Annotated in this window: 23 protein-coding genes and 1 pseudogene; 9 read left to right on the forward strand and 15 right to left on the reverse strand. The window is 46.0% G+C overall.

The genetic code is table 11. The annotated features are described in order from the left end of the window. Positions 1 to 26: 26 nt before the first annotated feature. Positions 27 to 1,076 (reverse strand): NAD(P)-dependent alcohol dehydrogenase, encoded by a 1,050-nt coding sequence (locus QRX25_RS02680; protein ID WP_212100404.1) that lies wholly within the window; start codon positions 1,074 to 1,076, stop codon positions 27 to 29. Positions 1,077 to 1,242: 166 nt separating this feature from the next. On the opposite strand from QRX25_RS02680, the gene QRX25_RS02685 reads away from it, so the two are divergent. Then, complete coding sequence (locus QRX25_RS02685; RefSeq protein ID WP_212100409.1) at positions 1,243 to 1,647, forward strand: MerR family transcriptional regulator; 405 nt, start codon at positions 1,243 to 1,245, stop codon at positions 1,645 to 1,647. Positions 1,648 to 1,899: 252 nt separating this feature from the next. Beyond that, positions 1,900 to 3,189 carry a Na+/H+ antiporter NhaC family protein gene (locus QRX25_RS02690; protein WP_212100412.1) on the forward strand — a complete coding sequence of 430 codons (1,290 nt, stop codon included), beginning with the start codon at positions 1,900 to 1,902 and terminating at the stop codon, positions 3,187 to 3,189. A 31-nt stretch (positions 3,190 to 3,220) separates the two neighbouring features. Here QRX25_RS02690 and pdxR (QRX25_RS02695) read toward each other — a convergent pair whose 3' ends face one another. Further along, on the reverse strand, positions 3,221 to 4,603 hold the full coding sequence (gene pdxR / locus QRX25_RS02695) for a MocR-like pyridoxine biosynthesis transcription factor PdxR (RefSeq protein WP_212100415.1): 1,383 nt from the start codon (positions 4,601 to 4,603) through the stop codon (positions 3,221 to 3,223). A gap of 118 nt (positions 4,604 to 4,721) precedes the next feature. Here pdxR (QRX25_RS02695) and QRX25_RS02700 point away from each other — a divergent pair, with 118 nt between their 5' ends. Next, a complete protein-coding gene (locus QRX25_RS02700; RefSeq protein ID WP_115998156.1) occupies positions 4,722 to 5,342 on the forward strand; it encodes an FMN-binding negative transcriptional regulator in 621 nt (206 codons plus the stop codon). A gap of 660 nt (positions 5,343 to 6,002) precedes the next feature. Then, a complete protein-coding gene (locus QRX25_RS02705; RefSeq protein ID WP_258415659.1) occupies positions 6,003 to 6,146 on the forward strand; it encodes a hypothetical protein in 144 nt (47 codons plus the stop codon). A gap of 51 nt (positions 6,147 to 6,197) precedes the next feature. Here the strand turns inward: QRX25_RS02705 and QRX25_RS02710 are convergent, their stop codons facing one another. Further along, positions 6,198 to 7,094 (reverse strand): DMT family transporter, encoded by an 897-nt coding sequence (locus tag QRX25_RS02710; RefSeq protein WP_065980801.1) that lies wholly within the window; start codon positions 7,092 to 7,094, stop codon positions 6,198 to 6,200. Between the two features lie 148 nt (positions 7,095 to 7,242). Here QRX25_RS02710 and pdxR (QRX25_RS02715) point away from each other — a divergent pair, with 148 nt between their 5' ends. After that, on the forward strand, positions 7,243 to 8,631 hold the full coding sequence (gene pdxR / locus QRX25_RS02715) for a MocR-like pyridoxine biosynthesis transcription factor PdxR (protein WP_212100417.1): 1,389 nt from the start codon (positions 7,243 to 7,245) through the stop codon (positions 8,629 to 8,631). 41 nt (positions 8,632 to 8,672) lie between these two features. Here the strand turns inward: pdxR (QRX25_RS02715) and QRX25_RS02720 are convergent, their stop codons facing one another. Genes QRX25_RS02720 through QRX25_RS02740 form a run of 5 tightly spaced genes read right to left on the reverse strand, consistent with a single transcriptional unit; the run spans position 8,673 to position 10,990 of the window. Further along, positions 8,673 to 8,972, reverse strand: a complete 300-nt coding sequence (locus tag QRX25_RS02720) for a spore coat protein (RefSeq protein ID WP_065980803.1) — start codon at positions 8,970 to 8,972, stop codon at positions 8,673 to 8,675. A 15-nt stretch (positions 8,973 to 8,987) separates the two neighbouring features. After that, complete coding sequence (locus QRX25_RS02725) at positions 8,988 to 9,185, reverse strand: hypothetical protein (RefSeq protein WP_045508236.1); 198 nt, start codon at positions 9,183 to 9,185, stop codon at positions 8,988 to 8,990. A gap of 18 nt (positions 9,186 to 9,203) precedes the next feature. Beyond that, positions 9,204 to 10,340, reverse strand: a complete 1,137-nt coding sequence (locus tag QRX25_RS02730) for a zinc-dependent alcohol dehydrogenase (protein ID WP_212100420.1) — start codon at positions 10,338 to 10,340, stop codon at positions 9,204 to 9,206. An 18-nt stretch (positions 10,341 to 10,358) separates the two neighbouring features. After that, complete coding sequence (locus tag QRX25_RS02735; protein WP_212100424.1) at positions 10,359 to 10,727, reverse strand: spore coat protein; 369 nt, start codon at positions 10,725 to 10,727, stop codon at positions 10,359 to 10,361. A 17-nt stretch (positions 10,728 to 10,744) separates the two neighbouring features. Next, complete coding sequence (locus QRX25_RS02740) at positions 10,745 to 10,990, reverse strand: spore gernimation protein GerQ (protein WP_212100426.1); 246 nt, start codon at positions 10,988 to 10,990, stop codon at positions 10,745 to 10,747. 100 nt (positions 10,991 to 11,090) lie between these two features. Between QRX25_RS02740 and QRX25_RS02745 the strand changes: the two are divergent. Further along, positions 11,091 to 11,251: pseudogene (locus tag QRX25_RS02745) on the forward strand (hypothetical protein); the annotation flags it as partial. 122 nt (positions 11,252 to 11,373) lie between these two features. Here the strand turns inward: QRX25_RS02745 and QRX25_RS02750 are convergent. From QRX25_RS02750 to QRX25_RS02765, 4 genes are all read right to left on the reverse strand, one after another. Continuing rightward, positions 11,374 to 12,096 (reverse strand): gamma-glutamyl-gamma-aminobutyrate hydrolase family protein, encoded by a 723-nt coding sequence (locus QRX25_RS02750; RefSeq protein ID WP_212100429.1) that lies wholly within the window; start codon positions 12,094 to 12,096, stop codon positions 11,374 to 11,376. 126 nt (positions 12,097 to 12,222) lie between these two features. Then, on the reverse strand, positions 12,223 to 13,854 hold the full coding sequence (gene abc-f, locus QRX25_RS02755) for a ribosomal protection-like ABC-F family protein (protein ID WP_212100432.1): 1,632 nt from the start codon (positions 13,852 to 13,854) through the stop codon (positions 12,223 to 12,225). Positions 13,855 to 14,129: 275 nt separating this feature from the next. Further along, positions 14,130 to 14,657 (reverse strand): GNAT family N-acetyltransferase, encoded by a 528-nt coding sequence (locus QRX25_RS02760; protein WP_065980807.1) that lies wholly within the window; start codon positions 14,655 to 14,657, stop codon positions 14,130 to 14,132. Between the two features lie 112 nt (positions 14,658 to 14,769). Continuing rightward, on the reverse strand, positions 14,770 to 15,627 hold the full coding sequence (locus tag QRX25_RS02765) for a YitT family protein (protein ID WP_065980808.1): 858 nt from the start codon (positions 15,625 to 15,627) through the stop codon (positions 14,770 to 14,772). A gap of 289 nt (positions 15,628 to 15,916) precedes the next feature. Here QRX25_RS02765 and QRX25_RS02770 point away from each other — a divergent pair, with 289 nt between their 5' ends. Both QRX25_RS02770 and QRX25_RS02775 read left to right on the forward strand, forming a co-directional pair. Continuing rightward, entirely contained in the window at positions 15,917 to 17,050 is a 1,134-nt protein-coding gene (locus QRX25_RS02770) for a glycerol dehydrogenase (protein WP_115998149.1), read from the forward strand. 155 nt (positions 17,051 to 17,205) lie between these two features. Next, positions 17,206 to 18,417 carry a Bcr/CflA family efflux MFS transporter gene (locus QRX25_RS02775; RefSeq protein ID WP_212100435.1) on the forward strand — a complete coding sequence of 404 codons (1,212 nt, stop codon included), beginning with the start codon at positions 17,206 to 17,208 and terminating at the stop codon, positions 18,415 to 18,417. Between the two features lie 27 nt (positions 18,418 to 18,444). Here the strand turns inward: QRX25_RS02775 and fabF are convergent, their stop codons facing one another. Next, the gene (gene fabF, locus QRX25_RS02780) at positions 18,445 to 19,680 is read right to left on the reverse strand and encodes a beta-ketoacyl-ACP synthase II (protein ID WP_212100437.1); all 1,236 of its coding nucleotides are present in this window, start codon (positions 19,678 to 19,680) and stop codon (positions 18,445 to 18,447) included. Positions 19,681 to 19,788: 108 nt separating this feature from the next. Between fabF and QRX25_RS02785 the strand changes: the two genes are divergently transcribed. Then, positions 19,789 to 20,628 carry a helix-turn-helix transcriptional regulator gene (locus tag QRX25_RS02785; RefSeq protein ID WP_212100440.1) on the forward strand — a complete coding sequence of 280 codons (840 nt, stop codon included), beginning with the start codon at positions 19,789 to 19,791 and terminating at the stop codon, positions 20,626 to 20,628. Between the two features lie 41 nt (positions 20,629 to 20,669). Here QRX25_RS02785 and QRX25_RS02790 read toward each other — a convergent pair whose 3' ends face one another. Together QRX25_RS02790 and bltD are read right to left on the reverse strand one after the other, a co-directional pair. Continuing rightward, positions 20,670 to 21,413, reverse strand: a complete 744-nt coding sequence (locus QRX25_RS02790; RefSeq protein WP_115998175.1) for a sulfite exporter TauE/SafE family protein — start codon at positions 21,411 to 21,413, stop codon at positions 20,670 to 20,672. Positions 21,414 to 21,574: 161 nt separating this feature from the next. Next, on the reverse strand, positions 21,575 to 22,033 hold the full coding sequence (gene bltD / locus QRX25_RS02795) for a spermine/spermidine acetyltransferase (RefSeq protein ID WP_212100443.1): 459 nt from the start codon (positions 22,031 to 22,033) through the stop codon (positions 21,575 to 21,577). Positions 22,034 to 22,169: the final 136 nt, after the last annotated feature.

The raw sequence follows: 22,169 nt of genomic DNA on the forward strand, positions 1-22,169 counted from the left end.
TGATATTGGTATGTTTTTTATGGTGATTATAAAGTCGAAATATCAATAACGAAACGGTAGCGGACATCGCTCTGGAGAACCCGTTCGTACGCTTCGTCGACTTGATTGGCCGGAATCACTTCAATTTTAGGAGCAATGCCGTGCTCAGCGGCGAAATCAAGCATCTCCTGAGTCTGCGGAATACCGCCGACGAGTGAACCCGCAATGCTGCGGCGGCCCGTGATTAAGGAGAACACACTGTATGAGTCCGGATTAGCAGGCGCTCCTACATTTACTAATGTACCGTCAATGCGAAGCAGGGATAAGTAGGCATCGACGTCAAGGTTCGCGGATACCGTATTTAAAATGAGATCAAAATGTCCGGCCAGCTCAGTGAATGTATCCGGATCGCTTGTCGCAAAGTAATGGTCGGCTCCAAATTCAAGAGCTTCGTCCTTTTTATTCATTGAGCGGCTGAGGACGGTGACCTCTGCGCCTAAAGCGTGCGCGAATTGAATGGCTAAGTGTCCGAGGCCGCCCATTCCGACAATCGCCACTTTTTTGCCGGGACCGGCATTCCAGTGTTTCAGCGGGGAATACGTGGTAATACCGGCGCACAGCAGCGGGCTGGCAACATCCAATTCCAGCTGATCCGGAATCCGGACAACGAATCTTTCAGTGACAACTATTTTCTGGCTGTAGCCGCCGTACGTAGGATTTCCTTCGTAGTCCAGGTTATTATAAGTCTGAACAACACCTTTTGTGCAATATTGTTCGTCACCGTTGAGGCAGTATTCACATTCTCCGCAGGAGTCTACAAAACAGCCGACACCCACGCGGTCGCCGACGGCAAATTTGGTGACTTCATCGCCAACGGCTTCCACAACTCCGGCAATTTCATGCCCGGGAACCATCGGAAAGATTCCGCCGCCCCATTCATCGAATGCACTGTGGATGTCTGAATGACAAATGCCGCTGTACTTAATGTCAATCAGGATATCGTTCGGCCGTAATGCTCTTCTCTCAATCGTCGTCCGTTCAAATGCAGCTTTTGCATGCGGAGCGCTTAACACACGAGTTGGATGATTATTGCACATGGTTATCTTCCTTTCCGAAATAAAGTGGTGAATCCTCTTTTCAATTTTACTTTAAATGTTAAAGCGGACTTTAAGTCAAGGCATTTGGTTTATTTTTTTATGAAATGATATTCTATAATGGCACGCTTATGAAAGGTATGATAGATGAAGGATGGGTGGTAAGAACATGAAGATTGCACAAGCTGCAAAGCAGGTTGAGTTATCAGCCGCGACGCTTAGGTATTATGAAAGCATAGGACTGATCCCTCCGGTAAAGCGCAATGAAAGCGGCATCCGCGATTACGATGAAAATGATGTGAATTGGATTCAATTTATAAAATGCATGAGAAGTGCCGGCCTGTCGATTGAGGCGCTGATTGAATATACCGCTTTATTTACTGAAGGAGCCGATCATACGATTGAACCCCGAAAAAACATTCTTATTAATGAAAGAAAAAGGCTGACGGAGAAACAGAGAGAAATTGATGAAACCATAAATAGGTTAAACAAGAAGATTGAGGACTACGAAATCATACTTGAAAATGAAGCGAAACTAAAAGGCAGCTTGAAAGCTGAATGTATTTCTGAGTGACGAAGATGACCTGAGCGCCGGCCGCAAGAAATGTACCAAGGGAACAAAGCCTTGGTTTTTTTATTTTCTGCTGACTTTATCCGCACCTTTTTTTGGAAAACATAAAAAACCACAATAGAGAGAAATGAATCTAATTTAATCTTTATTTATCCTTTTTTCAGCTTGACTTTTTCACTGCAGACTTTTAAAGTGTGAAATGTTGCTTAGACTGTGATTAGCGACTTTAATGCTGAAAAGAGGTGGTTTACCCAGATGAACAATAATAAGAACCCTTGGGCGTTATTGCCATTAGTTTTATTCGTAGGGCTTTTTGTCGGCTCTGGTCTGGTGACCGGAGATTTTTATAAATTGCCGATCTTGATTGCCGCGATCATTGCATCAGCTTTTGCGCTGTTATTTAACCGCAAGAAATCGCTCAATCAAAAAATAGAATGGTTTGCTTCCGGTGCGGGACATCCTGATATTATCATTATGGTGATGATTTTTATATTGGCGGGTGCCTTTGCTTCAACGGCTGAAGCGATGGGTGCGGTGCATTCAACTGTCAATCTTGCTTTGAGCATTATTCCGCAGCAGTTTTTGCTGCCGGGGCTGTTCATCATTTCTTGTTTCATTTCTATATCGATGGGAACTTCAATGGGAACGATTGCGGCGGTTGCCCCGATCAGCGCCGGTTTGAGCGGAGAGCTAGGCATCCCAGGCGCGATTACGATGGCTGCCGTCGTAGGCGGAGCTATGTTTGGAGATAATCTATCCTTTATTTCCGATACGACCATTGCGTCAGTCCGGACGCAAAAAACACAAATGAGGGATAAATTTAAAACGAACTTTCTGATTGTTTTGCCCGCTGCCATTGTCACTGTTATTATCCTATTTTTTATTCCGGCAGGCCACGCAGGCCATGCGGGCGCTGAATCTTACAGCTGGATCAAAGTGCTGCCTTATGTCGCCGTGTTAGTCTTTGCGTTAATCGGTTTTAACGTGATGGCTGTCATATTCGGCGGATTGGTTTTAACGGGAATCATCGGATTAGCGGGCGGCAGCCTGACGTTTGCATCTTATTTTAAGGCGATTACGGATGGAATTGCCGGAATGTCCGATCTTATCATCCTGTCCATGCTGATCGGCGGAATGGTCGGCGTTATGAAACAAAACGGCGGGATCGACTTTTTACTGGAGTTCATTACGAAACGAATCCGTTCGAAAAAAGGCGCTGAAGCCGGCATTGCCGGTCTGGTCAGCGTGACGAATCTGGCTGCGGCCAATAATACGATCTCGATTATCGCAGCCGGGCCGATTGCGAAGAATATCGCTGATGAATTTAAGATCGACAACAGAAAATCGGCAAGTATTCTGGATATCTTTTCGTGCATGGTACAAGGGCTCATTCCTTACGGCGCGCAGCTGTTATCGGCCGGGAAATTCGGGAATATTTCACCCGTCAGCATTCTGCCATACTCTTTTTATCCCGTTCTCATCGGAATCTGCGGCATTATCGCCATTATGTTTGGCCTGCCGAAGTTTACAAGAAATACGAAATAAAAAAAAGGCGCCAAATGGCGCCTTTTTTATTTCATGTCAGCCAGGCATGTTTCAAAAGCTGAATGCCCTGTGCGATCCGATCAGTATCGAGATGGGCGAAACCTAACTTTATGATCGGCGGTTCCGGCTTTCCGGAAACGAAATAAATGGCGGTAGGGTATACCTTCACCCCGTACTGAAAAGCGCGCTCGATTAATGTTTCTTCTGAATAGTTCAGGTGAACTCTCACCAATATATACAGCCCCGACTGCTCGCCGATGATCGTCACATGATCGCCGAAGTGCTGGTTGATATGTGTAATCAAATGCTGCATTTTGCGCTTGTAGACAGTGCGCATGCGTTTAATATGGCGGGTCCACTCACCGGCCTTCATCAATTCAGCCATGGCCAGCTGGTTAAGCGAAGAAGCGGTGCTTTCAAAATGAATAAACCGTTTTTTAAACCGGTGTAAAATGCGCTGCGGCAAAACCATATAGCTTATGCGGATGCCCGGAAGAAAGGATTTTGAGAAATTCCCTAAGTAAATCACACGGTCTGATTGAATGGAGGCAAGAGCGGGAAACGGCTGCTGCGTATAACGGAATTCACTGTCATAATCATCTTCCAGAATATATCCCTCTCTTTTATTCACCCAATTGATCAGTGTCTGGCGCTGCTGAATGGACATGCTTACGCCGTAAGGGCTGTGATGGGAGGGGGTCACATAGATTAATTTTTCTTTCATTGCATGTAATTGAGAAAAATCAGCTCCGTTTTCATAGACAGGCATCGTTTCAAGTGACAGCCCATGAAATTGAAATGCCTCTCTGGCACCGTCAAATCCCGGGTTTTCAACGATAATTCCGGAAAAATCTTCTTTCAGAATCCGGCTGAGATAAATCAGCATCTGCTGTGTGCTGCTGCCGATGATAATGGAATCCGCGTCTGTTTTCACCCCGCGGGATTCCAAGAGATAAGCGGCAATTTGTTCACGCAGGTCCAACTCGCCGAACGGGTCACCGTAAAGGAAGCTTTTCTCTGATGTCAAAACTTGATTGTATAATTTTCTCCATGTTTTCAGAGGGAAATGCTTTTGATCGACGGCTCCGGCGCGAAAATCAACCGAGACCGGCTGCGGCGATTCTGTTTTCTCAGCTTGAACAATATCATTTTCTTGTTGAAATAAAGAGGGTTCTACTTCGTTTGCAAAATATCCTTTGCGTGTTTCGCCGCGAATGTATCCCTCCGCTAAAAGGAGATCATAGGCCATCAGCGTTGTATTGCGGCTTACCAGCAAGGAATCCGCCAGCTCCCGAATGGATGGCAGCCGCTCATTTGCCTGGATATTTCCCTGCTCAATCAATGACTTAAATTGCTCGTAAATTTGTTTATATTTCGGGGCGTCGCTTCTGAAAGCGAAAATTATATTTTTCATCAGATGTTCTCCTCTGACATGTGTATTTATCCGAATCTGTACCTTTTTAAATGTCAGTCGATACCTTATTATAGCGGAAAGCACTTTATCAAATCCATGTTCAGAGAGGAGAATTTTTATGTTTATCCCCGCTCCATTTCAGCTTAGTGAAGCTGAAGCGAGTAATGTCATCAAAGACTATGGTTTCGCAACATTGTTTTCAACGGCAGGAGGCATGCCATACGCAACCCACCTGCCATTGATGATGAGCAAGGATAACCATTACTTGTACGGTCATTTTGCACTGGCGAACCCGCAATGGAAAGAGATTGAAGGCCAAAGCGTGTTAGCCGTTTTTCAAGGGCCTCATTGTTATATCTCGCCCAAATGGTATGAGACGAATCAGGATGTTCCTACATGGAATTACGTGGCGGTTCATGTTTACGGAGAGGCGGAGCTTTTAAATAAAGAAGAAACCGTGCATTCGATGAGTGATCTCGTATTGAAATACGAAAGCCCCGACAGCCCGTATAAATTAGAGGATGTTGATGCGAAATTGCTGGCAGGCTTGAACAAAGGGGTAAAAGGCTTTAAAATCAAAGTCAGCAAAATAGAGGGGAAAGCAAAGCTGGGCCAAAATCAATCAGCCGCAAGACAGGAGCTGGTCGTACAACAGCTCAAACAGATTCCTCATACAAATGAACAGCTCATTTCCGGCCTGATGGAAGAAAACATCAAACGGATTACTGAAAAAAACTGAAACGAAACTCAAAAACATACCGGCAGAATGCGGTATGTTTTTTTTCTGGTTATCAAGCTTTTCTCGGGATGAATAACGACTCAAACAGCAAATAAATCAACGGTGCCAATAAAATGAAGAAAGAACGAGAAATAGCATACGTTATGGATAAGTAAACGATAAGTTTCAATAGAATGGAAGACGTTTTATTGAATTCCCAGCGTTTGTTCAAGACTTCAGTCATACAAGCTAACATAAGACCGACCGCCAAATAACCGGCTGCTATGTACATATAAATAAAAAGATAAAACCGATCAGACAACGGCGGTGGATTTTCCTGTGTCATTTTTAAACTCACATAAAAGATCATTAAAAAGCAAACGGTCGAAACCAGAGCTAATAAAAGATGTTTAGTTAAGAGTCTCTTCATGTGTTTACCTGCCTATCGTGCATCATTATTTCTTATCACATTATGGCATGGTTTTGCCGTTGCGGAAAGGCGAGAAACGGACAAGCGCAAGTCCCTAAAGTCGAGTACAGTCTCACGGATCAGACTAAGTGAGCAGGGCGTGCAGAATGAAAAGACGGCCACTTTGAGTATTATTGGAGGCGTACAATTATAAGTTTTTGGCATTGGGAATGATTTGTCCGGCAGCGGCGGGGTTAAAGTATTCTGCATACATGTTAACTGTATTGATTTCAAATATCCCTATCTTAATATTGTCAGGCTTTGTGTTAGTCATCGTTTCGTTTATAGCTATTACGATCTTAAGGGTGAGAAGATGGAACGGCCTGAAGCAAAAGCAGCAAAGCCTTTATAAATAAAGAAGATACCAGTTTCCCGGTATCTTTTTTTACTGTTGGTGACGAATGATTTTACTTGGTTACGGCATTTTCTGAATGAACTGTCTTACTCGAAAACCGCCGGGCGGCTGCCACGCAAGCGATAACGCCGACATTCACCGCTGCAAGTCCCCATCCTACTCTTTCGTGCAGAATCATAGCGGCCAGTAACAGGCCGAAGAAAGGCTGCAGCAGCTGCAGCTGTCCGACCGCCGCGATACCGCCTTGGGCGAGTCCCCGATACCAGAATACGAACCCGATCAGCATGCTGAATAAGGACACATATGCGAGACTTAGCAGTGCAGGCGCGCCGATGTTTGACCATGAGTGCGGAATAAAGCAGATAGACAGTATGAACATAAGGGGAAGCGATAAAACAAGTGCCCAAGAGATCACCTGCCAGTTGCCCAGCCGCCGGGAGAGACGAGCGCCTTCAGCATAACCGAGACCGCATACGATAATCGAAGCGATCATGTACGTATCACCGAGCGGAGAGGATTCTCCTCCTTGAAGCAGAGCATAACCGGCTACGAGGATGCTGCCGGCAGCCGAGAAAATCCAAAAGGCCGGACTGGGCCGTTCGCCTCCGCGCAGTACGCCGAAGATCGCCGTCGCAAGCGGGAGAAGCCCAATGTAGACAATGGCATGTGCGGAAGTGACGTACTGAAGCGCTAAGGCTGTAAGCAGCGGAAAACCGATTATAACTCCGAACGCTACTGTTAATAGTGAGATGATGTCGCTTTTGGCCGGGCGTTTCTCCTTAAAGATGAGGAGCAGAGCACCTGCCAATATACCGGCTATCGCGGCGCGGCATACAGTGAGAAATACCGGATCAAAGTCCGCTACAGCCAAGCGGGTCGCGGGAAGCGAACCGCTGAAAATAAGCACGCCGATAAATCCGTTGATCCAGCCGTTTGTGGCTTTGTTCATTTTCAATCACTCCAACATAAAATTTGCTTTATCCGGTTTGTGTTTCTAAACCGATTTTCAAAGTTTATAATGACTATAAACTGAAATTGGCCTTATACAAATGGCCAGTTTTTATAAAAAGAAGAATGCCAGTTTGGGGGAGGCAGAAATGGATATTACGCCATTTTTAAATAGAGATCTGGATATTCCGCTTTATCAGCAGCTTTATCGGCATTTTAAGGAGAATATGCATCAGGGCCGTATTCCTAAAGGACTGAAGCTTCCTTCAAAAAGGCTTTTGTCGAGTCAGCTTTCTGTCAGTCAGACGACTGTAGAACGGGCCTATGAACAGCTTGCCGCCGAAGGCTATATTGTCAGTAAGCCGAGAAGCGGATGGTTTGCCGATTATGATTCAGAAGCTGTCTATGTGAAGAAGCCGGGCGCTTCACCCGTTCAAAGAAAGACGAAGGAAGATCCGCAATGGATTGATTTCCATTACGGCACTGTGGATGCCGTGCATTTTCCTTTTTCGGCATGGCGCAAAAGCATGGTCACAAGCTTAGATCAATATGGGCATGAGCTGTATCGGCCCGGGGATGATTTGGGCGAGGCTGAGCTGAGAACGATCATTTCAGAGTATTTATATCAATCGCGCGGCGTGAATTGCCTTCCTGAACAAGTCATAGTAGGCGCCGGAAACCCTATTCTTTTGCAAATGCTGTGCAACGTATTTGAATCGAATAGTTCCATCGGATATGAAGACCCGGGTTACCCGAGAGCGAGGGAGATTTTTGAAGCCAATCATATGAATATCATACCGATACCCGTTGATGATGAAGGGGTCTGTATTCGGAAGCTGCAGGAAGAGCGGCCGCGTCTAGTGTATGTCACGCCTTCTCATCAATTTACGTTAGGGACGATTATGCCGGTAAACAGAAGGATTCAGCTGCTGAAATGGGCGGCGGAACACCAGTCGTTCATTATAGAAGACGATTATGACGGAGAATTCAGATACACCGGCCGGCCGATCCCTTCATTGCAAGGGCTTGATCAGCATCACCGTGTCATTTATATGGGGACGTTTTCTCAATCTCTGCTACCCTCGCTGCGCATCAGCTATATGATTCTCCCTTTGCCGCTTATCGAAAAAGGCAGGCAAATCGCTTCTTTATATAAACAGACCGTCTCCTGCCACAGTCAGCTGACGCTGGCCCAATTTATCAAAAGCGGGGAGTGGCAGAAACATATCAACAGAATGAGAAAGCTGTACCGGAAAAAAAGAGCCGTATTATTAGAGGCCGTGCGGCGCGAGCTGGGACAATATGTAAGGATTCGCGGAGAAAATTCCGGTCTGCGGATTTTACTGGACGTTAAGCTGCCTTTTAGTGAAAAAGAGCTGATTGAAAAAGCAAAGGAACAAGGAGTCGTAATCTATCCCGTGTCTCATACCTATCAAAAACAGCTCCCTGCGAAAACAGTTTCCCTCGGGTTCGCGGGAGTTTCTGAAACGGATATACAAGACGGCATAAAAAAACTGAGAGCCGCCTGGGCGCTGTAAAAAAGATTGCTGAGGACAGCGGCATCCTCAGCAGCAAACATTCATAGAGTGGGCAGGCGGAGCGCCGTATCAATATTTTGTAAATTGAGCTGGATTTGTTCGTTTGTGTTCCACGGATGATACCAGCCTTTTTCCATCATATAGCTTGAGATTTGCTCGTGCATGTCAAGGGCTTCTTCTAAGTGCCGGGTGAGGATCGCTTTCACTTCTGGCGTTCCTGCTTCCGTCGCCGCCATCGCATAGTTTCTGACTCCGCTTTTTGCAGAATTCAATAAATCCATTGCGACAATTTGGTCTGTCAGTGCATTCATGCCTGTCAGGTATTCAATAATCGGATTCATTCGTCAATCATCTCCTCATTCATGCTGTGCATCAGATAAAATCGAAGCAAATTCCTGTAATTGCCTTGTTGATGTATCCACATCCTGCTGCATGATTTCTTTCAGCTGCGGATCGGATACCAGCGCTTTCATGGTTTTGGATTTCGTCAGACAAAGTGATTTAAAAGAAGTCATCTCCTGAATTTCGAGTAATTCATGTAAGGCGCGGGCCATTTCTGTAGCCTCCGTTCTCTAAGGTTTGAGTACAACTTTTATGCAATCATCTGTTTTCGTGTCAAACATCTCATAGCCGTGTTTCGCTTCGCTGAGCGGAATGACGTGGCTTACAACATCGCCCGGATCAATTTTGCCGGTTGATACCAATTCAAACATATACGGCATATAGTGGATGACCGGAGCTTGTCCTGAGCGGATATTGACGTTCCGCTGCATGATATCGCCAAGGGGAAAACCGTTATATCTGCCGCCGTACACACCCGTAATCTGAATCGTTCCTCCTTTTCGCACCGCTTGGGAGGCAATGACCAAAGCGCTCATGGCCCCGCCATGAAGCTTTAATCCGCTTGCGAGGAACTCCATGTCTGTCATTTTTCCGTCCATGCCGACGGCGTCAATGACAACATCCGCGCCGCCTTTGGTGATTTCTTTCAGATAGCTTCCCGTATTTTCGTGGTCTTCGAAGTTAACGATTTCCACTTTATTCGTCCGTTTGGCATGCTGGAGACGGTAGTTGACATAGTCTACAGCGATTACGCGTTTCGCTCCTTTTAACCAGCAGAATTTTTGAGCGAACAGGCCTACGGGTCCGCAGCCGAGAACGATGACTGTATCGCCTTCTTTTACGCCGGCATTGTCAACGCTCCAAAAGCCGGTTGTCATCGCATCGGAAATAACACTCAATTTCTCATCAGGTTCTTCACACGTTTCGGGGACTTTAAAATGGGTAAAGTTCGCAAAAGGGACGCGTAAATATTCCGCCTGGCCGCCCGGATAGCCGCCGGTACTCCCTGAATAGCCGAAATAAGCGCCCATATCGGCGTTTTCATTTGATTGATCACACTGGCTTTCCAGGTGATTTTTGCAATAAGTGCATTCTCCGCAGGCGATATTAAAAGGTATAATGACACGGTCGCCTTTTTTGACTTTTGTCACGCCGGGGCCGACTTCTTCCACGATGCCCATCGGTTCATGCCCGATGATGTAGTCTTCCTGCAAGTTCGGGATGAGTCCGTGGATTAAATGTAAATCTGACCCGCAAATTGCCGTACTTGTGACTTTTATAATCATGTCATCATGTTTTTCAATTTTCGGGTCAGGCACGTCTTTGACTACAACGTTTTTAACTCCTTGATACGTTACGGCCTTCATGCTGTAATACCTCCAGTGTTAATGTTCATCAGGTGTACGGTCAAACATTCCTTTTCTGTTTGTTTCAACGGGAAACAGGTTCATGTTTCCGACCATGAGGGTATTTTTCGCTGAAAGCTGATCCAATTTATACTGTTCGCTCAGATCATGCGGGTGAAACCACTTTTTACTGACCATCAAGTCTGTAATGTCCTGGTGCATCGCGATTCCTTGCATGAGCTGTTTGCGCAGCAAAGCCCTTACATCAGGTGAAGCGGTTTCCGTTAAAGCGACGGCGGTATTTCTGACGCCTTCTTTGGCGCGTATGAGAAAATCCATTGCGAATGTCATATCTGCGAGTTCAGGGACATGTAATGAATTGATTGGATCTAATTGGTCATGATTCAATGGTGCTTACCTTCCTTTCAGTTGATGATCGGTGTCGGCCGGTTTTGAGGAACTGGAGCCTGAAAAGGTGCACGTTCATAAACCGTCTGCAGATCAGCCAGATCTTGAGAGGCCTGCTGAACATCTTTTTCCATTAACGCTTTCAGATCCTGATCAAACACAAGCCCTTGCATGAGCTTGGATTTCGCTACACAAAGCGTCTTGAAGTTAATTATTTCATGTAAGTCGAGCGATTCGTGAGCCGCTAATTCACGCTTATCCATAATCGTCTGTAACCTCCCTTTCTGGAAATACGCAGTTAATTTTCCCTGAGAAAAGGGATCTAGTCTTACAAATTTTGTTTATCAGGATCGAAAAGCGCCGCGCATCCCGGAAAAAGGCCCGATTCTCACTTTCCCGCCAATTTTGGCGGCGATCGGTATTCTTTTTGGGCTGGGAATGAGAGAAGAATATGCCAAAACAAAAAATCCGGTACAAGCCATTCATGATTAAAACATAGCGGACCTGTCGTGATAGCGGCCGGATAAAATCATCCCAAACGTTGATATAGAAGGTCCTAAACTGACACAAGGCAAAACGCCGGAGAAACCGAAAGAACAGAATTGAATACAAAATAAAAAAGCAGATCATTTTTGATCTGCTTTTTTTATGTGCTGACCGCATCCATAAACAGTGAGAAAAGCTTTTTCATGTCTTCATGTTTTTTTGTCAGCATTTCAGGATGCCATTGCACGCCGACGACAAATAACTCACCCGTCCGTTCAATTGCTTCAATAACCCCGTCTTTCGCATAAGCCGCAGCCTTAAACGATGGAGCTGTCTCTTTTATGATCTGGTGATGGAATGAATTCACGCGCGCTGAATCGCCAAACAAGGAATGAAGACGGGTCCCTTTTTCAAAAGAAACATGATGGGTTTTTAACGGAGGATCTTTTTCTTGATCATGCTTGATCTCAGCAAACGAAGCGTGTGACAGGTCCTGATATAAAGTGCCCCCGAAAGTGACGTTTAACATATGCATCCCGCGGCAGATTGCCAGAATCGGCTTCTCCATAGCAATCGCCGTTTGAATCAGCTCCTTCTCATAGGCGTCCCGATCAGGAAAGGTCTTTCTCAAAGCCTGTAAAGGTTCTTCGCCGTAAAGCAGCGGGTCTATATCCTGGCCGCCGGTCATAATGATGCCGTCAACCTGAGAGACCTGTTCCTTTAAAAGCTCCGTCTCTTGAATCACCGGCAAAATAAACGGCACGCCGCCGGCCTCGGCAGCAGACTGAATATAATCATTATTGGCATACGCCCGATTATAACCCGGGAAAGGACCGGATTGATCAGCCATGATGTTTCCCGTAATTCCAATGCGTTTGGCCATTCTTCGCCCTCCTGAACCATGCTCATAATAAATCTGAACGTAGGTTGTACAAATCAGTTTGAAATTATTCTTTTCTTACGTAAACTTTCCAAAAAAAACCCGTGAGGATCACGGGTTTTTTTGTACTCATTTCAATTTCTTGATCTCTTCCGTCAGCTCTTTGAATTTTTGATCAAGCTCAGAATATTGTTTATCAGCCGGAGTCATGAAGCAGAGCTTTCCGAGGACTTCCTGCCGTTCGGTTTCGAGCTTTAGTCGTAATTCTTCAATATCATCTCTGGCGGCGGGGGATTCTTTCCATTGTTTTCGGACGCTGCGGTTTGAGATATCAAGCCGGATGTCCGTTGTTTTTTCGAGAAAGTAACGATCGTGCGATACGATAATGAGCGTTCCGTCGTATTGAGCCAATGTGTCTTCAAGCTGCTCGCGTGACGGCAGGTCAAGGTGGTTGGTCGGCTCATCGAGAACCAGCACATCTTTTTCCTCCAGAATAAATGCCATCAGCTTGCATTTGACCCGCTCTCCCATGCTCATCTTGCCGATAGGCTCCGTCCATTGCGCTGCAGTAAATCCTAAATGCTTCATGAGGGCTTGCACGTTTCCCCTTGCTTCGAACGTTTCTTTGTAAAAAAGCTGTTCGGGGGTTTTGTCAAGCGGGAGGTCAAATACTTCCTGTGTTAAATATCCGACGTTTGCAGACGGAGACATCCATATGCTGCCGCCCTGAGCTTTTTCCTGACCGAGGATGACCTTCAATAATGTTGTTTTCCCGGTGCCGTTCGGGCCTGTAATGGCAATCTTTTCACCGTGCATAACGGTGAAATTCACATTTTTGAACAGCGTTCGGCCGTCATACGATTTTGTGACATCACTTACTTCTAAAAAACGCTTTCCCGCTTTTTTGCGGTGTTCAATGGAAAAGCGGACTTCATACTCAGCCTCAACCGGTTCTGGTTTCGCTTTTTCAAGCTCTTTTTCAAGACGCTTCTGCTTTGATTTAATCTGAGCGTCCGTACGTTTTGCTTTTACGCGGTGGTATTCTTTAAAGCCTTCTATTTTCGTTGATTGGGCGTGGGCTTTTTTTGACCAGGCGTTCAGCTCGTTCATTTGAGCTTCAATCCGTGCGATCATATTCTGCTGATTCTCATAATTCCGCTGCTGTGTCAGTCTTCTCTGTTTGCGGACTTCCATATAGCTTGAATAATTCCCTTTATGCTCAATGAGCTTCTTTCCTTCGATGGCCCAGATTTTGGTCGCCGCTGCATCCAAAAAAGCACGGTCATGGGAAACAAAAATAATGGTGCCTTTATAGTTCTTGATCTGATTTTGCAGGATTTCTAAACTGCGCTGATCAAGGTGGTTCGTCGGCTCATCTAATAACAAAAGGCCGCTTGAGGAGGAGAACCCTTTGGCAAGACGGGCTTTCAGTTTTTCTCCGCCGCTTAATTGGGAAAAGGCTCGGGCGGGCACGTTCCATTTTTCTAATAATGCTGCCTCCGCAGGCTCCGGCTGGCCGGAATCATAAGCTTCCGTTTCTTGTTCGACCATATAGATGTTCACATCTTGCATCATCTGGATCTGTCCTTGTGAGGGTGCTGTTTGATTGCAGATCAATTGCAGCAATAAAGATTTGCCCGCGCCGTTTTTGCCGATGACACCGATAATCTCTCCCTGCTGAACACTCGCGCTGATCTGTTCAAAAAGGGGAACACTGTTGATTTCATAACTGATTCCGGTTAATTTTAATATTTCTTTCATATGCAATCCCTCGCTTTAAGGGAGGACAAAAAAAATCCTCCCAATTGATTTGGAAGGATTAGCCGTACCTGTGCATGATCAAATAAGCTATTTTTACATAGCTTTTGTATCGTATAGAAAATGGGCAGACTAATCCTATTTTTTCTGATTTGAAATATTTGATTTCAAACGGTCAAAATAAGATTAGTTAATCATTGTCCACCCATCGTCCCTTCGTATTTGTTACAAACAGTGTAGCACACACTTACCCGTAAAAGCAAAAGGTATAAGCCTTTTTATTCCAGATGTGTGGCCTCCCACTCTTCTTCTAAAACGGCATAATAATATTCATCCCACCAGTCATTATCATGGGGGATGCATTTTTTGAAAAAGCCTTCCCGCCGCATTCCGATCTTTTCCATCACCCGGTGCGAGGCCATGTTTTCCGGCTGGCATGTCGCAATGATCCGGTGTAATTTCATCGTTTTAAACCCGAATCCCAGCAAGGCGCTTGCAGCCTCTGAAGCATATCCTTTGCCCTGATAATCAGGGTGAAACACCCATCCGATTTCATACGTATGGTCACCAAAATACTTAAAAAAAGCAATGTGGCCAATGACCGTTTTTCCATCCTTCAATACAACAGGGAACATCTCGGCATCTTCACCGCTGTTATCCATAACGAATTTCTTGGCATCTTCTTCGGTAAAGACACCCTCCGGTATATACTTCATGACATTCAGATTTGAGGTGTACTCATAGACATCTTTCCAATCTTCCGGTTCAAATGTCCGGATCACGAGCCTGTCGGTTTTGATATTCATATTATGTTCTCCCATCAAAAAAGATTTCATTTACTACTTCAATCAAAAAGTGTAAAAACCTTTGAGCGGGGAAGGGACGAATATAAAAAAGCCTGCAGATAACTGCAGGCGGTTATTTCTCATTCGCGGCGGCGGGCAGGTTTGTAAAGCCGAATTGCCCTCCGACAGCTTCTTTTACTTCATGAATAACGATAAATGATTTCGGATCAATTTTTTGAACATGTTTTTTGATTTTCAGTAATTCGTTCTTTTTAATGACGACATATATAATGCGCTTGTCTTTGCTGCCGTAATACCCGTACCCGTAAAAAATCGTCGCCGCGTTGCCGTATTCGGAGGTGATCGCTTTGGCGATTTCTTCGTATTGGTCAGACATAATGGTTAGGGCTTTTTTATTATGGAAACCCTCAATGACAATATCGACGATTTTGGCACACAGATAAACGAATATAAACGTATACAGCGTATGATTGATGCCGATCGCTAAAACGGATGCGAAAATAATGACACAATCCATATAAAACATGCTTTTGGAGATGTTAAAACCCTTTGTGTAATTTAATAAATACGCTAAAAGCGTGGTCCCGCCGGTAGATCCGTCAGCGATAAAGATTAAAGCCAGCCCCGCTCCCATCAGCAGAGCGCCGAACACGATCCCGAGCACCATGTCGTGAACCCCGAACGGAATAAAGCTGACGATGCTGAGAAAAACAGAAGTCATTCCCGTACCGAGTATCGTGTATAAAATCGTCTTTTTCGTTAAAAATTTATAAGCCAGTCCGATAAAAATCAAATTTACAACCAAAGTTGTAATACTCGCAGGTATATGGAAAAGATAATATAAAACAAGAGCGATTCCCACGGTGCTGCCGTCTCCTAAGTGATTCGGGATGACGAAAAATTCCACGGACGCCGCGATAAGAAAGGCTCCGGCCATAATCATCAGTATATCCTTGCAAATGTTCTTCATGTGCAAACCTCCTCCGCAGTCAAAAATATATAAAAAACAAAAACGCCTCAAAAATTATCCAGCAGAACTAAATAATTTTTAAGACGAATCATTCACAATCTCGTTTGTTCATTCAGTAAAGAATGATCAGCTTCAATATCGAAGATTATATAGACACCTTCACATCTTGTCAATGCTGTGAATATTGATTTTTCTATTATGCAAATATGCAAATGAGGTTTGAATTAAATAAAAAAGAGGAATTATATCAGAAGAGTTTTCATTTCTGCTCTATCATTAAGAGAAATGCATGGAAGACATCAAAGAAGGGATGATGACATTGGAAAGAATTTTTATCAGTCCGGCCAAATATGTGCAAGGAAAAAACGCAATTGAAACAATCGGCGGACATCTGGAGGGCGTTGGTGACAAAGCTGTCGTCATTGCCGACAAAACCGTATGGGATATCGCTGGTCACAAAGTGACGGCTGAATTAAAGAAAAGCAATATTTCGTTTGAAGAGGCAGTTTTCAACGGAGAAGCTTCCCAGGAAGAAATGAAAAGAATTGCGGACATCGCAGAAAAAGCGGGCGCGTCCATTGTGATCGGAGTCGGCGGCGGTAAAACGCTTGATACCGCCAAAGCCGTATCAGATGAAATAAACGGCTACACCGTTATCGTGCCGACGGCCGCTTCAACGGATGCTCCGACAAGCGGACTGTCTGTCGTTTATTCAGAACAAGGCGCGTTTGAAAACTATCGTTTCTACCATAAGAATCCTGACCTGGTTCTGGTCGATACGAAAATCGTCGCGGAAGCCCCGCCGCGTTTTTTAGCATCAGGTATTGCCGATGCGATGGCGACGTGGATAGAGGCGCGCAGTGTCATCGCCAATGGCGGTAAAACGATGGCGGGCGGAATTCCTACAATCGCAGGAGAAGCCATCGCGGAAAAATGTGAAGAAGTACTATTCAAATATGGACATCTCGCCTATGAATCCGTGAAAGCGAAAGTCGTCACTCCTCCATTGGAAGCGGTGGTTGAAGCCAATACACTTCTGAGCGGACTGGGATTTGAAAGCGGCGGCTTGGCTGCGGCACATGCCATTCACAACGGCTTCACCGCGCTTGAAGGAGAAATCCATCACTTGACTCACGGTGAAAAAGTGGCATTCGGCACACTCGTTCAATTAGCGCTGGAAAAACGTTCGCTTGAAGAAATTGAGCGGTATATCGCGTTTTATATCAGCTTGGGGCTGCCTGTCACACTTGAAGACATCAAATTAAAAGACGCGTCTAAAGAGGACATTATGAAAGTGGCAGAAGCCGCAACCATTGAAGAAGAAACGATACATGCCGCTTTTGATGTCACGGCTGATGACGTGGCAGATGCCATTATAGCGGCCGACCAATACGCAAAAGCGTTTAAAGAAAAGCATGCGTAAAACGTTTCACCGCGAGATCGGAGACCAAGGGCTGTTACGGCCCTTGGTTTTTTTATGTCTTCCTGCCGCCCTTGAAAACTTTAAAAAATAAAGAAAAAATTATGATACAATATACAAATGTTTTGAGAGATTGACAAAGGAAAGGTGGGAACGATATGCTGCATAATCCGACCGGCAAGGAGCGGCTTGCGCTGGCTTTTCTTCTCGGCATGCTTGCGATACTGGGGCCTCTGAATATAGATATGTATCTGCCGAGTTTTCCTGAAATCGCCGAAGATTTAAGCGCCCGCGCTTCGCTTGTCCAGCTCAGTTTAACCGCGTGTCTGATCGGATTGACAATCGGACAGGTTGTTGTCGGCCCGTTAAGTGACGCGCAGGGAAGAAGAAGACCGTTATTACTATGTATTTTTTTATTTGCCTTGTTTTCTCTGTTTTGCGCGCTTGCGCCGAACATTACAACATTAGTGATTGCCCGTTTTCTTCAAGGGTTCACCGCTTCGGCAGGACTCGTTCTGTCCCGTGCGATCGTCAGAGATGTCTTTACGGGGAGGGAGCTTTCTAAATTTTTCTCGCTGTTAATGGTCATTACCGCCGTCGCGCCGATGGTGGCGCCAATGACGGGAGGCGCGATTTTACTGCTCCCGTTTGCTTCATGGCATACGATTTTTCTCTTTTTAACCGTTATCGGGTTTTTGCTTGTTCTCATCATTGCGCTCAAGCTGAAAGAAACCCTGCCGCCGGAAAAGCGGGTCCCGAGCTCTATCGGAAATTCCGTGCGGACAATGGGGAGCCTGCTGAAAGATCGGTCATTTATCGGCTATGCGCTGACGGTCGGTTTTATCCACGGCGGGAGCTTCGCGTATGTCTCCGGGACGCCTTTTGTGTATCAGGATATTTACGGAGTATCGCCTCAGGTCTTTAGTGTTTTATTCGGCATAAACGGCTTGGCGATCATTACAGGAAGCTTTATCATCGGGCGTTTCGGCGGAATCATTCATGAAAAAAGCCTGCTGAGGATTGGTGTCATTACAGCGATGACGGCGACAGCCGTTCTGCTTGTCATGACGATCATTCACGGGCCGCTGGCGGCACTGGTGATCTCAATTTTTATTTATATGATTACGATCGGCATGACGCTGACAAGCACCTTTACACTGGCGATGGAAAAGCAGGGACACCGCGCGGGAAGCGCAAGCGCACTGCTCGGCATGCTTCCGCTTCTTCTCGGTTCCATCGTGTCGCCGCTTGTGGGAATGAATGAAGCGACGGCCGTGCCGATGGGTCTGATCATGTTTACAACATCCGTTATCGGTTCCATCGCTTTTTTCACCTTAACAACAAAACAGGAGAAAGCAAAAAAGGAGTGAAATGATTCACTCCTTTTTTTGTGCCCGCTATTCATATTTCTTCAGGACGATCGCTGAGTTATGTCCTCCAAAGCCGAATGAATTGGAGAGGCCGATCGTTAAAGATTGCTGACGGGGCCCGTCTGATACATAGTCCAAATCACATGTTGAATCAGGGTTCTGCAGGTTGATCGTCGGGGGGATGATGCCGTGTCTCAGGCTTTCTGTCAGAGCGATGGCTTCAACTCCGCCTGCCGCCCCAAGCATATGGCCGAGCATTGACTTGTTTGCCGTGACCGGAATGTCATAGGCAAGCTCCCCGAATAATTTCTTGATTGCCAATGTTTCAGAAAGATCTCCGGCTTTAGTGCTTGTCGCATGGGCGCTTACGACATCAATGTCTTCCGCTGACACCTTCGCCTTTTTCAAAGCGTTTTTCATCGCCAAGTATGCGCCCGTTCCTTCAGGATGGGTGGCTACCATGTGATACGCGTCCGAGCTTGCGCCGTAGCCGAGCACCTCACAGAGGATCGGAGCATTTCGGCTGATTGCGCTATCCAATGACTCTAATACTACAATACCCGCGCCTTCACTCATGACAAATCCATCGCGATCCGCGTCAAACGGCCGGCTTGCCGCGGCGGGGTCTTCATTTCTCGCTGACAGTGCGTGGGCATTGCCGAAGCTGGCTAATGACAGGTTTGTAATCGCCGCCTCCGCACCCCCGGCAAACATGATATCTGCGTCATCATTCCGAATGGCGTTAAATGCTTCCCCGATCGATGTATTGCCGATAGAACACGCAGTGATGGGAGAAAGTGAGGGACCGAGCGCGCCTAATTTGATACTGATTTGAGCGGCGGCCGCATTTGAAATCATCATAGGGACAAGGCTCGGGCTCACTTTTCGCGCTCCCCGTTCGTTTAAGGCATGGACATTGTCAATCAAGGTCGTGATGCCGCCGATTCCGGAGCCGACGTACACGCCGAGGCGTTCACGGTCCATTTGCTCGAGCTGAATTCCGGAGCTTTCCAGCGCCTGTTCCGCTGCCGCTAAAGCAAACTGGCTGAAACGGTCAAGCTTTCTCGCTTCTTTTCTGCCCCATCTTTCTTCTGCGTCGAAATCGCGGACGGTGCCGGCTATTTTCGTCTTGGAGCCGGAGACATCAAACGAATCTATGAAAGAGATTCCTGATTTTCCTTCCGTCAGGTGTTTCCAAAATGTATGCACATCATTGCCGAGAGGTGAAATCACTCCCATTCCGGTGATCACAACTCTTTTCATGGTCATTCCTCCTTCGGTATGTATTTATTGTAACTCGCAATTATCCTATTACAAGTTGTTGATTATCCTAGTATAATAAGTACCAGGGTAAGAAAGGAGAGAGTCAGAATGATACCAGAAGCAAGATTGCAGGCTCTTTCTGAGTTTTTAAAAACGCAGCGGGCCAAAATTTCTCCGCAGATGGCCGGGCTGCCGATGGGCACACGGAGAAGAACGCCGGGACTCAGAAGAGAAGAAGTCGCACAGTTAGCCGGCGTAAGCACCACGTGGTATACGTGGCTGGAGCAGGGCAGGGACATTAAAGTGTCAGCAGCCGTATTGGACGCCGTTTCCGATGCGCTTCAGCTGAATAAAGATGAGAGAAATTATTTGTACGCGCTTGCCATTGATGAGGGCGTGAAGCAGCCGTTTACCGCGGGGGAAGAAGCGATCATCAGCCCGTCCCTTTCAAAAATCCTGCAGGAGCTCCGTTATTGTCCCACCATTATCTCGGACAGGCGGTGCCATATCGTAGGGTGGAACCGGGCGGCGGCTCACGTGTTTTTGGATTTTGAGCAAATTCCTCCTGAAAAGCGGAATCTCATAGAGCTATTGTTTTCCAGAAAAGAATTAAGAAGTCTAGCCGTGAATTGGGAGCATTTTGTGAAAGGGTTCATCGCCATTTTCAGAACGTATTACGGCCAGTATGTCGCGGATACGTGGTATTCTCAGTTTATAGAAGAAATGGAGCAGACGTATTCAGAGTTTCATACGCTGTGGAATGAGAGCGAAGTCAGCTCGGCTCCCGAAGTATTAATTGAGTTCCGCCACGCGAAGGCGGGAAAAATGGTCTTTAACCTGACTTCCTTTCAGGTTCAGGGCAACAGTGACCTGCGCTGCAGTGTGTATACGCCGGTAGATCATACTGAAACGGAGGCAAAGCTGAAAAAGCTCATCGAAAACCGGTAAAGAACAGAAAAAAACGGGAGGCGGCTGCCTCCCGTATCAATTTAAAATAAAAGCATCAGACCGGCGATGGCCGGTGTTAAAAAGATGGCTGATTTCAGAATGACTTTCGGCACGAGATTGGTGAATTTCGCTCCGACATATGCGCCGCACATCGTTCCGATCAGCACTTTGACCAACAGCATATAATCGACAAATCCTTCCGTCACATAACCGAGTCCTCCGCCGACTGCAAGCGGGATAATGACAAGCATGGTGGTGCCGACCGACTGGCGGATGGATAAGCGCAAAAGAATCATTAAGCCGATTTGGATGAAGGGGGCAGAACCGATGCCGAACGTTCCGGACAAGATCCCTGCGATGATACCGAGCACAACGGCTTTCACCCATATGTTCAGGTTGCTTTGCCGTCCGGAGTCTTCTTGTGTTTCTTTTAAAATAAATAACCGGACCAAAATAAGCAGAGCAGATAAAAACAGCATGCCCGCCGTCAAGTAATGCAGCAAATCTGCGGGAATAAGAGAAGTGAGCCTGGCCCCGAAAAACGAACCGAATGCCGCAAAAACGCCGACGATGAGACCGATTTTTATCTGAATATTGCCTTCACGGTAGTGGCTGAAAGCCCCCGATAAACTTGTGAAAGCCATTCCGGCAAGGGAAGTGCCCAAAGCCGTATGAATCGGTACGTGAAAAAGTATGGTTAAAAGCGCAATGACAAAACCGGCTCCCCCTGCGCCGATAAACCCGAGAATAATCCCGAGAAGAAACATAACGAGTATAATAAGCACAATCTTCTCCTCCATTTAGACGCCTGATCCACAATGTTCCGATCCGCTGTATCAGGTTTTAACAATCGACATTGGTCGTCCGTCGACCGTCGTTCAATACCTTTATGTTACCTCAAATTTAAGGTATTGGCAAGAAGACGAATGGCTTTTATACAGAGAGTCTACAGCTCTTTGACCATCACTTTTTCCCCGTTGAAGTCCAGCTCTCCATTGAATATAAAGCCGAATCTTTGATAAAGGCGCAATGCGTGCACGTTATCTTCAAACAGACTTAAATAAATCCGTCTGCAATCATATAATCGAGCGAGGTGCCGGATAAGGGCATCAAGCATCAGTTTGCCCAATCCGCGTCCCTGATATCGTTCATCAATGAAAAAACGGTCAAGCCACACTCTGCCGTTTTGGTTTTCCTCATCATATTCCGGAAACCATCCGTACATGGCAAAGCCGACCAATTCTCCGTTAAAATAAAGACCGGCCGGCTGATAATGCCGGCAATCCTCAGCATCTTGTAAACACTTTTCCGTGGTTTCAATAAAAGAAGTCTGGCTTTCGCTTACATGAAGCGCCAGTATATCAGCACGGTTTTCTTCCGTGACTGGTCTGATTTCAATAGTCATACTTAATACTCCTCTTCCGCTTTTTTCTGAGACGGTAAAAGCTTCGATTGCCGTAAGCGTCCGTCCATAGGTAAGCTGATTTGTGAGTCAGCCTTCTCTCAGATACAATGAACATCATAAAGGATATGGTTACCGT

This window comes from Bacillus sp. L381 (genome assembly GCF_030284525.1).
Lineage (GTDB): Bacteria > Bacillota > Bacilli > Bacillales > Bacillaceae > Bacillus > Bacillus amyloliquefaciens.

Bases quoted from the DNA above. Each gene is read 5' to 3' on its own strand.
- QRX25_RS02690 (WP_212100412.1), top strand. From the start codon at position 1,900: ATGAACAATAATAAGAACCCTTGGGCGTTATTGCCATTAGTTTTATTC.
- pdxR (WP_212100415.1), bottom strand. From the start codon at position 4,603: ATGAAAAATATAATTTTCGCTTTCAGAAGCGACGCCCCGAAATATAAA.
- QRX25_RS02725 (WP_045508236.1), bottom strand. From the start codon at position 9,185: ATGGCCCGCGCCTTACATGAATTACTCGAAATTCAGGAGATGACTTCT.
- pdxR (WP_212100417.1), top strand. From the start codon at position 7,243: ATGGATATTACGCCATTTTTAAATAGAGATCTGGATATTCCGCTTTAT.
- QRX25_RS02760 (WP_065980807.1), bottom strand. From the start codon at position 14,657: ATGAATATCAAAACCGACAGGCTCGTGATCCGGACATTTGAACCGGAA.
- QRX25_RS02730 (WP_212100420.1), bottom strand. From the start codon at position 10,340: ATGAAGGCCGTAACGTATCAAGGAGTTAAAAACGTTGTAGTCAAAGAC.
- abc-f (WP_212100432.1), bottom strand. From the start codon at position 13,854: ATGAAAGAAATATTAAAATTAACCGGAATCAGTTATGAAATCAACAGT.
- QRX25_RS02680 (WP_212100404.1), bottom strand. From the start codon at position 1,076: ATGTGCAATAATCATCCAACTCGTGTGTTAAGCGCTCCGCATGCAAAA.
- QRX25_RS02720 (WP_065980803.1), bottom strand. From the start codon at position 8,972: ATGAATCCGATTATTGAATACCTGACAGGCATGAATGCACTGACAGAC.
- QRX25_RS02705 (WP_258415659.1), top strand. From the start codon at position 6,003: ATGTTAACTGTATTGATTTCAAATATCCCTATCTTAATATTGTCAGGC.
- QRX25_RS02785 (WP_212100440.1), top strand. From the start codon at position 19,789: ATGATACCAGAAGCAAGATTGCAGGCTCTTTCTGAGTTTTTAAAAACG.
- QRX25_RS02770 (WP_115998149.1), top strand. From the start codon at position 15,917: ATGGAAGACATCAAAGAAGGGATGATGACATTGGAAAGAATTTTTATC.
- QRX25_RS02700 (WP_115998156.1), top strand. From the start codon at position 4,722: ATGTTTATCCCCGCTCCATTTCAGCTTAGTGAAGCTGAAGCGAGTAAT.
- bltD (WP_212100443.1), bottom strand. From the start codon at position 22,033: ATGACTATTGAAATCAGACCAGTCACGGAAGAAAACCGTGCTGATATA.
- fabF (WP_212100437.1), bottom strand. From the start codon at position 19,680: ATGAAAAGAGTTGTGATCACCGGAATGGGAGTGATTTCACCTCTCGGC.
- QRX25_RS02710 (WP_065980801.1), bottom strand. From the start codon at position 7,094: ATGAACAAAGCCACAAACGGCTGGATCAACGGATTTATCGGCGTGCTT.
- QRX25_RS02685 (WP_212100409.1), top strand. From the start codon at position 1,243: ATGAAGATTGCACAAGCTGCAAAGCAGGTTGAGTTATCAGCCGCGACG.
- QRX25_RS02740 (WP_212100426.1), bottom strand. From the start codon at position 10,990: ATGGATAAGCGTGAATTAGCGGCTCACGAATCGCTCGACTTACATGAA.
- QRX25_RS02775 (WP_212100435.1), top strand. From the start codon at position 17,206: ATGCTGCATAATCCGACCGGCAAGGAGCGGCTTGCGCTGGCTTTTCTT.
- QRX25_RS02750 (WP_212100429.1), bottom strand. From the start codon at position 12,096: ATGGCCAAACGCATTGGAATTACGGGAAACATCATGGCTGATCAATCC.
- QRX25_RS02765 (WP_065980808.1), bottom strand. From the start codon at position 15,627: ATGAAGAACATTTGCAAGGATATACTGATGATTATGGCCGGAGCCTTT.